This is a genomic window from Desulfosporosinus sp. HMP52, assembly GCF_000765145.1.
GTDB lineage: Bacteria > Bacillota > Desulfitobacteriia > Desulfitobacteriales > Desulfitobacteriaceae > Desulfosporosinus.
The window spans coordinates 16,536-29,692 of record NZ_JMGA01000061.1 but is presented as its reverse complement, the minus strand read 5'-3'; the positions used below and the strand labels follow the sequence as shown (position 1 = coordinate 29,692).

The window sequence follows — 13,157 nt, the reverse complement described above, 5'->3', positions numbered from 1 at the left end:
TAATTATGTACTATTAAAACAACGACTCTAAAAATCAACCAAGTCTTCATGTAAACGGTAAAAATCTCCCGTCCCTCAAGGGACGAGAGATCTACTCCCGTGGTACCACCCAATTTTAAATAGTCCTCGAAAGATTATAACGGCTCACACCGGTGTTCATTGCAACCTGAACACAGCTCCAGGGCGAGTTCCCATAGTCACCAACAACGGCTTGCACCTTCCACCGCTTCTCTAAAGAGGATCCTAAAGTACTACTCCCTATCCCAGCAATTCTTTGTATCATTTTAACTTAATGCTCCATCGGAGTTCCGGACAAAACTTCTGCATCTTTCCAGAGACGCTCAAGCTTATAAAATTCCCTTTGATCCGGAGTCATAACGTGAATCACTAAATCCCCGCCACAATCCATTAGCACCCAATTAGCCATAGGCAATCCCTCCAGATGGATAACCGGAATTCCTATCTCCGGCAGCTTCTCATCCAAATGGTCAGTGATTGCTTTAACCTGAGTCGTCGTATTCCCAGTCACAATCAGGCAATAATCGGTAACCATTGAAATTCCCTTAAGGTTTAAAAGGGTAATATCTCCACCTTTTTTATCTTCAACGATACCGACTACCTTATTAAGCATTGTTTGATCCAGTTCCAATATTTTGCCTCCTTCGTAAATCTTCAAATGTTAGTTGGGTTAAGGGATGAATGGGGCGTTTGCCCTCTCTCAAATATATTAACGTGTGCTCAACACAGGCCAACGTACCCTTTTCTAAATCATCATACAAGGATTGGCGCAAAAAGTCCACTTTTGGGAAATCTCGGTCAGGTTCTGTCAAATCTGCGCTGTAAATAAGCATTTCCAGCTTACCCATTCCCGGCCTGCCTAAGGTATGATTGGCAACAGCAGCCAGGATTTCCGGATCATCAAGGCCATAATGGTGCTCTAGCCAATAAGCAGCCACGGGTCCATGCAAAACATACGGGCTCTGCTCATCTTCCGGATAGTGCAAAAGGTTCCAGCGCCGGGCATACCTTAACTGATTGTTCAAAGAAACTTCTTTTGCTAAATCATGCACTAACCCTGCACAACGAGCCTTAAGCGGATCTAAGCCATGATGCTGGGCCAGTCTTTCAGCCCAATCTGCTACCCCTAAGGTGTGCTTTAAGCGTTCCTCCGAAAGAACACGGGCCGCTAGATCTCTCAGTACTTCAACCTGCAATTTCACGTACTCCCGCTCCCCTTTTATCTCTCACATTCTCTTTAATAATCTATTTTATCAAGGAAATGGCTGGGATGCAAAACAAAAAAATCGAGAGACCCCCTACAAAGCATGTGAGAAGGTCTCTCTTTACAGTCCTAGGGGTATTACATTTGTTTTGGTTTGGCTTCGTTAACCGTTAATGGCCTGCCGCCAAAATCTTTGCCATTTAACTCTTCCGCCATACGTGCCGCGTCCATATCCTCGACTTCGATAAATCCAAAGCCTCTGGATCGGCCGGTTTCACGATCTGTAATGATTCGGCTGCTTTCAACTTGGCCATACTCACTGAAGAATTGTCCGAGTTCTTCAGCAGTAGTATTCCACGGAAGATTTCCGACATATAATGTTGTTGCCATGATAACTGTCACCTCTTGTCAAGTATTAATCACTTAAGCACTGATCGTTTTTAGTATGATCAAATCTGGACAGAGTATGCGAATTAATCCCAAGGATTAATTACTAAAATAAAACAGTTTTTAATAAAGGTTCTCAAAACATCTATGACATCTGAATCCTAAAATTAGGTTTCAAGATAAAGACCTTGCTTTTCAAGATAAAGTCGTACAGGTTCAGGTAAAAGGTAACGGATAGGTTCTCCGCGCCGAACCCTGGCCCGGATATCTGTAGAAGAAATTGCTAAGGCCGGAACTTCCAAATAATGAATCTTTCCCTGAGATTCCGGATGCTCATGTTGAACTTTAAGTAAGAAGTCTTTGGCATCGAATCCCGGACGAGCAGCACCAATAAATTCAATCATAGAAAGAATTTCCTCGGACTCTCGCCAGGAAAAAATCTCCAAAAGGGCATCTGAGCCAGTGATAAAATAAAGCTCGTGCTCTGGATAAGTACGGCGCAGAACCCGCAAAGTTTCAACCGTGTAAGACGGACCCTCTCTCTCGATTTCCAGAGAAGAAACCCCAAAGGCCAAATTATCTTCCGTGGCTAACTTCACCATCTCATAGCGTAACTTGGCATCTGAGACGTCTCTTCGATCTTTATGGGGAGGTTTGCCCGTAGGTATAAACAATACTTCGTCCAACTTAAACTCAGCCCGGGCCATCTCAGCGGCAACCAGATGTCCATAATGAATAGGATCAAAGGTTCCGCCCATAATGCCCAACCTATTTAGTTTTTTGTTTACATCACTATCCATTACTTCTTCTCCAATTGAATTTTCATTATTACAATCAAATATTATAAAACCAATTGATTATCCGTTTAGTATACCAAGATTAACTTGTAAACAATTACTGGACTTGCTCATTTTTTTAAGAAGATATATAATTAATAGCAAAGAACTTGCATAAAATAAAGCTAGGATGTTACAGCATCCTAGCTGCACAATTACCGCAGAATGAGCGGCAATAGGGTCACGAAAAAGTAGCTTCCGTGTAAGGGTGGGCTACTTTTTCTTTGCTTCTTTTAGTTGCGGGAGATTTTGGCCGCCCACCCTGCCCTATAGAATTGTGCAACTAATTATATCATTGGGCAATCTAATTTACTATTACTTCATGAGTCATATCATGTGAAACAAGCTTAGACGATTTTAGTCGTCCACTCCTCAAGATTCCACACATCAGTTACCCAATCTTCGTAGAATTCCGGTTCATGGGATACAACAATTACCGTCCCTTTAAACTCCATAATAGCTCTTTTCAGCTCAGCCTTGGCATCCACATCTAAATGATTGGTAGGCTCATCAAGCACCAGCCAATTGATATCTTTGAGCATTAATTTACATAACCGAACTTTAGCGTTCTCGCCCCCGCTTAAGACCATCATCTTACTGGAGATGTGTTCACTGGTCAAACCACATCTGGCTAAGGCTCCCCGAACTTCAGAATTTGTAAGCCCCGGGTATTCCCCCCATACTTCCTCCAGGGCAGTCTTAGTATTCTTGCGGCTGGATTCTTGTTCGAAATAACCGGGATAGAGATAGTCTCCCAACTCAACTTCACCAGACACGGGCGAAATATGCCCCAGCAAGGTTTTAAGCAAGGTTGATTTTCCCAAGCCATTGACCCCGCGAATGGCAATCTTCTGACCCCGCTCTAATGCTAAATCCAAAGGACGAGTTAAGGGCTCATCATAGCCCAGCACGATTCCCTTGGCTTCAAAGATCAGCTTTCCGGGAGATCGAGCTTCCTTAAACCTGAATTTGGGCTGGATCTTTTCTCTGGGACGTTCGATTAAATCCATTTTCTCCAGTTGCTTTTGCCGACTCTTTGCCCGTCCGGTGGTTGAAATTCGGGCTTTGTTGCGGGCAATAAAATCCTCCAGGCGATCCACTTCTTTTTGCTGTTTATCATAAGCCTTAATCTCTTGAATCTTTTTCGTTTCTAAGAGGGCCATAAACTGCTCATAGTTTCCCGTATAGCGGGTCAAACTGGCATTTTCAACATGATAAATAACATTAATAACACTGTTTAAGAATGGCACATCATGAGAAACCAGGATAAAGGCATTTTCATACTGAATGAGATAACGCTTCAGCCACTCAATGTGTTCCACATCCAAAAAGTTAGTGGGCTCGTCTAGAATCAAGATAGTGGGATTTTGCAGCAAGAGTTTTGTCAGTAATACCTTAGTTCTCTGCCCGCCACTCAAATCCGCAACATCTTTCTCCAGACCAATTTCTCCCAGACCTAAACCATTGGCAATTTCCTCGATTTTTGTGTCGATCATATAAAATCCGTTGTGCTCTAGAATACTCTGGATTTCTCCGACTTCTTCTAAGAGCTTATCCATCTCGCTTTCGGAGACATTGCCCATCCGGTCATAAATCTCCAACGTCTCTGCCTCTAAATCATACATTCCCTGAAAGGCTTCCTTGAGAACATCTCGAATAGTCTTTCCTTTAGTTAAAACCGTATGCTGATCCAAGTATCCTACCGTAACCCGATTTGACCATTCAACTTTCCCTTTATCAGGCATCAGCTTGCCTGTAATAATATCCAGAAAAGTCGATTTGCCTTCCCCGTTGGCACCCACTAAGCCAACATGCTCCCCCTTTAATAAGCGAAAGCTAACCTCTTCAAAGATTTTGCGTCCGCCAAACCCATGGCTGACACTTTCCACATTTAAAACACTCATCTTACCTTAACTTCTCTCCCTTTTTTTGTCTTGTCTGTTAACTATTTTAATTAAGCAATAACTCCAACAACATCATTTCCGGTAAAGTTCTAAGATTGCCTACTTATCGAACATCCCACCGACTTTGCGCCGTTTGATGCCCTTGCGCTTCTCGCCGATTTTCTGGGTTGCTTTAGTTGGGCCACCTTGTTGAGAACTCTTTAGCTTTTTTTCCTCAACTAATCTCTTCATCTTATCTAAAAGATTGTCATCCATTTTTTTATCCTCCAATTATCATTCCAAACTACGAGTATAATCTGATGACTCTTAACAACGCAGGTTAAACTTATTATTCGATACCCAGATTCCCACTTCTTATACCTGAACAAGATCACCATCTCTTAGGTCTCGATGTTATCCCTTGCTCTCGGCAATTCGCTCCGCTAGCTCCGTTAAATAGGTCCAGCGTTCCAGCAAATTATCGAGCTTTTGTTCAAGGGTTTGCTGAAGTGCGGCTAACTCCGTTAGCTTTCCAAAATCACTGCCTGCTTCATTCATTTCTTGACTATTTTTCTTTAAGAGTTCTTCAACAACAGCTATCTGCTCATCAATTTGAGCATACTCCTGTTGTTCTTTATAGGTCATTTTCAGTGGACGATCCTTTTTACGCTCAGGCTTTTCTTCAAGCGCCTTAGAGTCTATTCCCCGAAAGGTTTTGGCCAAGGATGCCAATTTAACTGCCTGTTCAGCTTCTTGCTCAGTTTTATAGACCTGCTCCCGATAGTCGGAATAGTTTCCTACAAAGGATTGAATTTCCCCTGCCCCTTTAAAGAGGAAAATCTTATCCGTAACCCGATCCAGAAAATAACGATCATGGGAAACGGCAATAACTGCTCCGGGAAAATCCTCTAAATAGTTTTCTAAAATCGTCAGAGTCTGGATATCTAAATCATTTGTGGGCTCATCCAATAAGAGCACATTTGGGGCTCCCATCAAAATCCGCAAAAGATATAACCTGCGTTTCTCTCCCCCGGAAAGCTTCCCGATTTGAGTCCACTGAGCAGCCGGTGGAAACAAAAACCGCTCTAACATTTGGGAAGCGGATATAGAACCACCATCCGCAGTGGGGATCACTTCTGCAATTGACTTAATCTCATCAATGACACGCCTATTGGGATCCAATTCCGTGTTTTCTTGGGAAAAATAACCTATATTAACCGTGGAACCCAGTTCTATACTCCCGCTATCCGGCATTAAATTCCCGGTAATCAGATTCAATAAAGTTGATTTACCACTGCCATTAGGCCCGATGATCCCAATCCGGTCATCTCGCAAAAGAACATAATTAAAATCTTTAATTAATAACCCTCGCTCAGGAAACCCTTTGCGAACTTCCCGGCATTCGAGAATTTTCTTGCCCAGACGGGAGGACCCGGTGGGCATTTCAATCCGCTCGATAGAATCTAGGGGCTTATCCTCTTGAAGCTTTTCAAAACGCTCAATTCTGGCTTTCTGTTTTGTGGTGCGGGCTTTAGCACCTCTGCGCATCCAAGCAAGTTCATTGCGATAGAGATTTTGGCGTTTCCGCTCTGTGGCTTCAGCCTGCTCTTCCCGTTCTGCTTTTAATTCCAGGAAGCGACTGTAATTACCGGGATAAGGATAGAGGCTTCCTCTGTCTAATTCAAAGATTCGGCCAACTACCCGGTCCAGAAAATAGCGATCGTGAGTAATCATCACTAAAGCACCCTTGCGTTTATTCAGGTATTGCTCCAGCCAATCCACTGTATCATTATCAATGTGATTCGTTGGCTCATCAAGCAGCAGAATATCCGTAGGATTTATCAGAGCACTGGCTAAAGCCACTCTTTTTCGCTGCCCGCCTGAAAGGGTTCCTACTATTGTATCAAACTTAGATATTCCCAGTTTATTCAAGATGGTCTTAGCCTCATTTTCCAGCTGCCAAGCATCCAGTTCATCCATCTGCTGACCTAAGCCAATTAACCTTTGCTGAAGCATGGAGTCTTCTGGCTTCTCCGCCAGCTTTTCCAAGACCAATTCATACTCCCGCAAAAGCTTCATAACAGGGGAATTCCCTTTGAAAACCTGTTGTAAAACGGTTGCAGTTTCTTCAAAGTCAGGATTCTGAGGCAGATATTCTAAGCGGATACTATTACCCTTCGTAACCTGGCCCTGTTCCGGCCATTCCAAACCGGCTAATATTTTAAGCAATGTAGACTTACCCGTCCCATTAACTCCAATAATTCCGATCTTTTCACCTTCGTCAATACCAAAAGAAATATCCTTAAAAAGAATCTTTTCCCCATAGCCTTTTGATAAATTCTCAGCAGTTAAGACATTCATAACGATCCTCTTCTCCTTAGCAAAAGCTGTAGAACGCCTTATTATATCACAGTCCAGGCCACAATGCCCAGAGAGTCTGGTTTGGCTGGGGCAAGAATGTAGATCTCCGCTTCTTATAAGAGTTTAAAAATAGAAGTCCCCTAACTTCATTTACCTGCGAAGTTAGGGGACTTCTTTGCCTGACCCCAGCGACCCAAACGACTAACCAACCTTCTTTTGCACCATGATATCCAGAATAACTCTATCCACCGCCGTGCTCCCTTGATTGGCCAGACGCCCTAAGTTTTCAAGGGTTTGTTCAGCACTTTCCTCAATAATCCCATTCGTTGACTGGATGGTTTTACCCTGGACGGCCATGATTGCCGATTGAACTGCGGCACTGGTACAGGTTGACAACTTCATAGCACACCCGGCCTTAGCCCCATCACAGAACATTCCGGTGGTATTCCCCTGCATATTCTGAATAGCCGACATTACTTCAGCTTTTCCACCTCCCAGCAGATAAGCAATACCACAGCTGGCCCCGGTGGCAGAGGCTGTAGCTCCACATAAGGCGGATAACCGTCCGATCTTTGTCTTAATATAGATTGCAATAAGATTACTTAAGGTTACTGCTCGAATGATCTGCTCCCTTGAAGCCTGAGATTTTTCTCCTACCGCCACTACCGGTAAAGTCGCCGAGATTCCTTGATTGCCGCTTCCCGAGTTGCTCATAACCGGCATAGTACACCCTGACATCCTGGCATCTGAGGCACCTGCTGTAAGAGCCATAGCGTTAGTTATCAAATCATCGGAAAGCATTCCTTGGCTAATACCTTCTTTGATAGTTTTTCCTACTTCTAAGCCATAGGCCTTTGATAACCCCTCTAAGCCCACACTGGTATTCAGCTCAATTGTCTTATTAATTATTGAAAGGTCGCTGACCTTAACTCCCTTGACAAATTCCCATATACTATCAATTGTCATGAAGGAGTCTGCGCTATTACCGGTCTCCTCAGTCCCATCTGAACCACTTTCATTTTCTAAAGCATCTACTAATACTTTCCCATCTACCTCAATAAAAACAACTTTAGTATGTTCATCAGCGACTACCACTTTTGCAGTGGATTGAGGGGTATTAACAATGACTTCAATGTACAACTTTTTAGCGGTCTCTGCTACTTCAACTTTGACCTTTTTCTGATCAATCATTCTTTTCGCATTATCCACATCCTGAGAGGTTAAGCCGCTCAGCACTTCTAATCCTTTAGTAAAATCCCCCGCCAGCACACCTAACGCAGCTGCTAAATCAACTCCACTTCCTTGAGCACCCGGAATACTCACAGCCATGGCGTTTTTGAGGACATTAGTGCTAGCCAAAACTCTTAATGAGGTTATCAGTTCTCCTTTTACGTGCTTCTTGGCTAAAGCAGCTGCAAAGGCAATAGCCATGGGTTCGGTACATCCCAGCGTTACAACAAGCTCTTTCTCTAACCGTTCTAAAAACTTCTTATAGCTCATTTTAATTATTTCCCCCTGGTTCAAATAATCTGGTTAAAAAGAGGTAGGTATCCCTATTATTTTCTTTAATTATTGATTGATTATAACCTATTTTAGTTCTTATGGCTTCACTAAACAACTCACATCTTAAAGGGCAAAAAAGGCCGCTCTCGGTTATCCTATAGATGGAGCCGAGAACAGCCTGATCAGTATGTACAAAATTGAGCAGATTGATTGACACATTGAAGATATAACTTAAGATGTTTTGTATTGCGAGTTTGCCCTTAATCTATCTCTCAAATAAAATTCATTAATTAAAAGATCTAATTTGCAGCTTATACTGACTACCCTCTGGTCAGTAAGCTTTTTGTCTGAGGCAACTTCGTGCATTTGTAATCTTAATTCTTCAATTTGTTTATCAATCAAATCATTCACTTGCCAATCCTCATTTCAACAAATAATGGAATCCTGGAACATTCTAATATATTTTACTGTCAACATCAACAATATATAAGATAATGTTTTGTCGGAATATGGTAAATACTTGTAAATGATCAAAAAATCTCCTTCAAAATTGTTTCCGCGTTACTAAAGGGACTAATTTGACAATTTTAATAGGAATTTTCTTCCATTTATATCACAATTATTAACGAAATTTCAGTTAATGTGGTTGCCTAGGCCCCAGACAGCCTTTCCCTTTTTAATAACAGTTTCCACCGGGTTATTTCCGAAATGATAGGGCAAATAGTTGAGATTGGGAATATCAAGAATAAGCACATCCCCTTGTTTTCCAACCTCTAAGCTGCCTACCTGCTTTGCTCTGCCTATTGCATGAGCGGCATTGATTGTAGCTCCGGCTAAGGCTTCTTCCGGAGTAAGCCTAAGGTAAAGGCAGGCAATGGTTAAAACAAGAGGCATGGATTCCGTCGGAGATGATCCGGGATTCGAATCTGTTGCCAGGGCTACTGGAACACGGGCACGAATCATATCTCTGGCTCTGGCATAGGAGTTCTTAGCAAGATTAAAGGAAGTTGCCGGCAGCAACACAGCAATTACCCCCTGTCTGGCCAGGGCTTCAATTCCCTTATCTGAAGCTTGCAGCAAATGATCTGCACTGACAACTCCCAGTCTGGCAGCTAACTCCGCACCCCCCGCAGAGGCTAATTCATCCGCATGCATTTTTAACTTTAGATTTAGTTGTTGGGCTTTCAGTAAAATCCGCTCGCTGGATTCGAGACTAAACACACCCGGTTCACAAAAAACATCGCAGAATTCCGCCAGATTTTCAGCAGCAATAACCGGCAGCATTTCATCCACAATATAACTTGTAAACTCCGGTTCACTATACCCGGTTGGTACTGCATGGGCTCCCATGAAAGTTGGTACCAAATCAATAACCTGACTTTCGTCTAATTCCCGAATAAGACGTAAAGCTCTCAACTCATCCTCGACCATCAACCCATATCCGCTCTTAACTTCGGCAGTTGTTGTTCCCAAGCTAAGCATGGTCTGAAGCCGCCGCCTGGTTTGAGCCTTTATCTCTTCATCTGAAGCCTGCTTGGTTGAGCGAACGGTTGAAAGAATTCCTCCACCCTGTTTAAGAATCTCTAAATAGGGAACCCCTTTCAACTTCAGCGAAAGTTCATTCTCCCGGGAACCTGCATAAAGAACGTGGGTATGTGGATCGACAAATCCCGGAGTTACAACCTTACCCTTTGCACTTATTTCCTGGGTGTCAGGCCCTGACCATCCAGCAGCTCGAATTTCTGCCGTTGTCCCAACAGCGACAATCATTCCCTCTCGGATAGCAACAGCGCCATCTTCTACTATACCAACCTCAGACATCTCTTCCCCACAGGCAGGATTGTCAGAAAACCCCTTCATTGTCACCATCATTTGAGCAGAATGGATCAACAGATCCGCATAATGCATAGGATCATCTCCCTTAAAGTCATTTGGGAAGCACTAGAAGCTTTAATCAGATTCTCGCGCTTCCCTGTTCTTTTAATAAGAAACTGCAATAACGCCAGGCACCTTTTTGTCTATCCCTAACCTTTAGTTTTCCCTTCTTTCCTTGGACTTACCAAACTTCAAACGACTGTGAGCACAGTTTTGTTGTTCCACACACATCTCACAAGTTATCGCACAAGACAGGTTTGGCTTCTTAAGCTTTTCTCCAACCGGGATAACAAGGGTATGAGATTTTACCGGAGACATTAACAAGGTTTCACTTAAGGTTATGCCCAGTTCCCCTCCATCTAAAAGGGTAAATAAGATTTTCTGAGCCTCTAAGGGAATCTGATAACCACCGGGGCACAGGTTATGACCGGTCTGTAACCCTCGATCTGAGACTTCCTTAACCACCATACCTCTTAACAATTCCAAGGCTTCATCCAGAGCTACGGTTCCACAGCCGTCTAAAACCATACCCTCAAGCATCTCTCCCTGTTCAAATAAACGGGCAGATTCTTCTTCCAGGCGATAGCCAATAGTTTGAACCGCCAATAACACCTGATCAGCGCCCTCAAAAAACGAAGTAGCAGCTTTAATGGCGTACTTATTGGCCATCAAAATTTCCTCCGGTCCGGAAACCTCCACAGGTACATAAGCATAGATACACCGGGCATCAACCAGACCCAAGGCTTTAAGCCGCATCTCCTCAATGGTCGGCTTAAAATTCTGACTTCGCTTCGAATCGGCATCCGGCATACCAATCCGCCGATAAATTTCCGAACTATCCAATTGCAAATTATCCCACTTAATAAATTCCATCTCTAATCCTCCCAATCGTGCTGCGTAGCTCGCATGAGATTCTAATCTATAAAACCATCCACTAACCGATCAATCAACTCATCCTTGGGAATAAACGGCATAGTAATATGTCCCTTTCCTTTATACCGCTCATTGAACTCGATGCCGGTTTCAATTGAATTCTGATTTCGCGCCCAAGCTCGTCTCGCCACTCCACCGACCACATCCCATAACAGGGCGGATTTTATGACGTTATCCACGCGTTCACTTCCGTCAAGCACTAAACCAAACCCGCCATTGATAGCCTTACCAATGCCTACGCCCCCTCCATTATGAAGTGAGACCATACTCATCCCCCGGGCAGCATCCCCGGCAAAACTCTGCACCGCCATATCCGCCATAACGTTACTTCCATCTTTAATATTCGCTGTCTCTCTAAATGGAGAATCCGTCCCACTCACATCATGGTGATCTCTGCCAAGCATCACCGGCCCAATCTCACCTTGGCGAATCATCTCATTGAATTTAAGCGCAATTCTAATCCGACCTTCCGCATCCTGGTAGAGAATTCGAGCTTGTGTCCCCACAACCAGCTTGTTCTTCTCCGCATCCTTAATCCAAATATAGTTGTCCCGATCTTGTCCCCTGCGATTTGGATCAATGCAAGCCATGGCCGCTTCATCCGTCTTTCGCAAATCTTCCTTTTTCCCACTTAAACACACCCATCTGAAAGGCCCATACCCATAATCAAACAGCTCCGGCCCCATAATATCCTCTACATACGAGGGGAAAATAAAGCCATCCTTCTCATCCACACCATTTTTAGAAATCTCAGTAGCTCCGGCATCATAAACTGCCTTCATAAAGGAATTACCATAATCAAAGAAATAGGTACCTCGGGCAACTAAGGTTTTAATCAATTCAAACTGACGCACTAAGCTCTGATCGACAAGCTTTTTAAACTCTGCCCGATTGGTAGCCAGTAATTTCGTCCGCTCCTCAAAGCTGATCCCTTGGGGGCAATACCCACCCTCATAAGCCACATGACAAGAGGTCTGATCACTGAGCAAATCCACCTTAATCTGGTGTTCAACAGCATACTCTAATAAATCCACCACATTGCCCTGATAAGCAATGGACATAGGTTCTTTCTTCTCCACATACTCTGCGGCGATTCTAAAGACTTCCTCTAAATCTGCAGACACTCTGCTGACCCATCCCTGCTCATGACGAGTCTTAATTCTCGATTCATCCACCTCGGCAATAATCCCCACACCACGGGCAATCTCTACGGATTTTCCTTGAGCCCCGCTCATTCCCCCCAGACCGGAGGTGAGGAACAAACATCCTCTGAGATCTCCATCATGGGGAATCCCTAACTTCATCCGTCCGGCATTAAGCAGCGTATTAAAGGTTCCATGAACAATCCCCTGAGGCCCGATATACATCCAGCCACCCGCCGTCATTTGGCCATAATTAGCGACGCCCATTTGTTCCGCAATTTCCCAGTCCTTCTGATTGTCGAACATCCCTACCATCAGCGCGTTGGTAATAATCACTCTCGGTGCCTCCGGTCGAGAAGGAAATAATCCCACGGGGTGTCCGGATTCCATGACCAGAGTTTGCTGATCCGTCATGACCTCGAGATATTTTTTAATCAAAAGATATTGCAGCCAGTTTTGGCAGACACTTCCTGTCTCGCCATAAGTAACCAGCTCATAAGGGTAAAGGGCAACCTCAAAATCCAAGTTATTATCAATCATAACTTGGAATGCTTTGCCCTCAATACAGTTTCCTTTGTACTCACCAATCGGCTTTCCCGAGAGTTTTCCGGCGGGACGGTAGCGATAAGCATAGACTCTGCCCCTTGTTCGCAGTTCCTCTAAAAACTCAGGTGCCAACTCTTCATGCAATTCTTCCGGAACATAACGCAAGGCATTTTTGAGAGCGATTTTTGTCTGACTTGGAGTTAAGCTAAAACCTCGATCCGGAGCCCTTCTTATTCCCTCCACAAATTCCTGCTTTGCCGGTAATTCAGGATCTAATTTGATAGTCATGGCTTGGGAGATGTCATAGTTACTAATCATCCAGATCACTCCTCACTAAATTTTAGACACTTGGTCTAACAATATTAGGTTACCAAACTGAAAAGTCTACATGGCTCATATTTCAGAAATAGGTACAGTTGTCCCTGAGGACCGCTGTACCTTATCTCAATAACTATTATGTCTACTCTAC

The 13,157-nt window shown here is 43.7% G+C and carries 12 protein-coding genes and 1 other annotated feature; all 12 genes read right to left on the bottom strand.

From position 1 onward, the window contains the following. Positions 1 to 75: 75 nt before the first annotated feature. Positions 76 to 274: a binding site (T-box leader), on the bottom strand. Between the two features lie 15 nt (positions 275 to 289). After that, complete coding sequence (gene rsfS, locus DP73_RS19850; protein WP_205623419.1) at positions 290 to 649, bottom strand: ribosome silencing factor; 360 nt, start codon at positions 647 to 649, stop codon at positions 290 to 292. Then, positions 624 to 1,220 (bottom strand): bis(5'-nucleosyl)-tetraphosphatase (symmetrical) YqeK, encoded by a 597-nt coding sequence (gene yqeK, locus DP73_RS19845; protein ID WP_128751446.1) that lies wholly within the window; start codon positions 1,218 to 1,220, stop codon positions 624 to 626. The genes rsfS and yqeK overlap by 26 nt, the downstream gene beginning before the upstream one ends. Positions 1,221 to 1,360: 140 nt before the next feature. After that, positions 1,361 to 1,612 carry an RNA-binding protein gene (locus DP73_RS19840; protein WP_014904776.1) on the bottom strand — a complete coding sequence of 84 codons (252 nt, stop codon included), beginning with the start codon at positions 1,610 to 1,612 and terminating at the stop codon, positions 1,361 to 1,363. Positions 1,613 to 1,776: 164 nt separating this feature from the next. Then, positions 1,777 to 2,409, bottom strand: coding sequence for a nicotinate-nucleotide adenylyltransferase (nadD, locus tag DP73_RS19835; protein ID WP_034601994.1), 633 nt, complete (start codon positions 2,407 to 2,409; stop codon positions 1,777 to 1,779). 383 nt (positions 2,410 to 2,792) lie between these two features. Continuing rightward, a complete protein-coding gene (locus DP73_RS19830; protein WP_034601993.1) occupies positions 2,793 to 4,349 on the bottom strand; it encodes an ABC-F family ATP-binding cassette domain-containing protein in 1,557 nt (518 codons plus the stop codon). 99 nt (positions 4,350 to 4,448) lie between these two features. Further along, the gene (locus DP73_RS23615; RefSeq protein ID WP_165574440.1) at positions 4,449 to 4,604 is read right to left on the bottom strand and encodes a hypothetical protein; all 156 of its coding nucleotides are present in this window, start codon (positions 4,602 to 4,604) and stop codon (positions 4,449 to 4,451) included. Between the two features lie 138 nt (positions 4,605 to 4,742). Next, positions 4,743 to 6,689 carry an ABC-F family ATP-binding cassette domain-containing protein gene (locus DP73_RS19825; protein ID WP_034601992.1) on the bottom strand — a complete coding sequence of 649 codons (1,947 nt, stop codon included), beginning with the start codon at positions 6,687 to 6,689 and terminating at the stop codon, positions 4,743 to 4,745. Between the two features lie 201 nt (positions 6,690 to 6,890). Then, complete coding sequence (locus DP73_RS19820) at positions 6,891 to 8,189, bottom strand: L-serine ammonia-lyase, iron-sulfur-dependent, subunit alpha (protein WP_034601991.1); 1,299 nt, start codon at positions 8,187 to 8,189, stop codon at positions 6,891 to 6,893. A gap of 234 nt (positions 8,190 to 8,423) precedes the next feature. After that, complete coding sequence (locus DP73_RS19815) at positions 8,424 to 8,603, bottom strand: aspartyl-phosphate phosphatase Spo0E family protein (RefSeq protein ID WP_034601990.1); 180 nt, start codon at positions 8,601 to 8,603, stop codon at positions 8,424 to 8,426. 222 nt (positions 8,604 to 8,825) lie between these two features. Further along, on the bottom strand, positions 8,826 to 10,100 hold the full coding sequence (gene hutI / locus DP73_RS19810; protein ID WP_034601989.1) for an imidazolonepropionase: 1,275 nt from the start codon (positions 10,098 to 10,100) through the stop codon (positions 8,826 to 8,828). Positions 10,101 to 10,223: 123 nt separating this feature from the next. After that, a complete protein-coding gene (locus tag DP73_RS19805; RefSeq protein ID WP_034601987.1) occupies positions 10,224 to 10,940 on the bottom strand; it encodes a vitamin B12 dependent methionine synthase in 717 nt (238 codons plus the stop codon). Positions 10,941 to 10,981: 41 nt separating this feature from the next. Continuing rightward, on the bottom strand, positions 10,982 to 13,006 hold the full coding sequence (locus tag DP73_RS19800) for a urocanate hydratase (protein ID WP_034601985.1): 2,025 nt from the start codon (positions 13,004 to 13,006) through the stop codon (positions 10,982 to 10,984). Positions 13,007 to 13,157 lie beyond the last annotated feature (151 nt).

Excerpts from the sequence above, each read along its gene's own strand:
- hutI (WP_034601989.1), bottom strand. The coding sequence starts at position 10,100 with ATGCATTATGCGGATCTGTTGATCCATTCTGCTCAAATGATGGTGACA.
- nadD (WP_034601994.1), bottom strand. The coding sequence starts at position 2,409 with ATGGATAGTGATGTAAACAAAAAACTAAATAGGTTGGGCATTATGGGC.
- DP73_RS19805 (WP_034601987.1), bottom strand. The coding sequence starts at position 10,940 with ATGGAATTTATTAAGTGGGATAATTTGCAATTGGATAGTTCGGAAATT.
- DP73_RS19830 (WP_034601993.1), bottom strand. The coding sequence starts at position 4,349 with ATGAGTGTTTTAAATGTGGAAAGTGTCAGCCATGGGTTTGGCGGACGC.
- DP73_RS19840 (WP_014904776.1), bottom strand. The coding sequence starts at position 1,612 with ATGGCAACAACATTATATGTCGGAAATCTTCCGTGGAATACTACTGCT.
- DP73_RS19820 (WP_034601991.1), bottom strand. The coding sequence starts at position 8,189 with ATGAGCTATAAGAAGTTTTTAGAACGGTTAGAGAAAGAGCTTGTTGTA.
- DP73_RS23615 (WP_165574440.1), bottom strand. The coding sequence starts at position 4,604 with ATGGATGACAATCTTTTAGATAAGATGAAGAGATTAGTTGAGGAAAAA.
- DP73_RS19800 (WP_034601985.1), bottom strand. The coding sequence starts at position 13,006 with ATGATTAGTAACTATGACATCTCCCAAGCCATGACTATCAAATTAGAT.
- DP73_RS19825 (WP_034601992.1), bottom strand. The coding sequence starts at position 6,689 with ATGAATGTCTTAACTGCTGAGAATTTATCAAAAGGCTATGGGGAAAAG.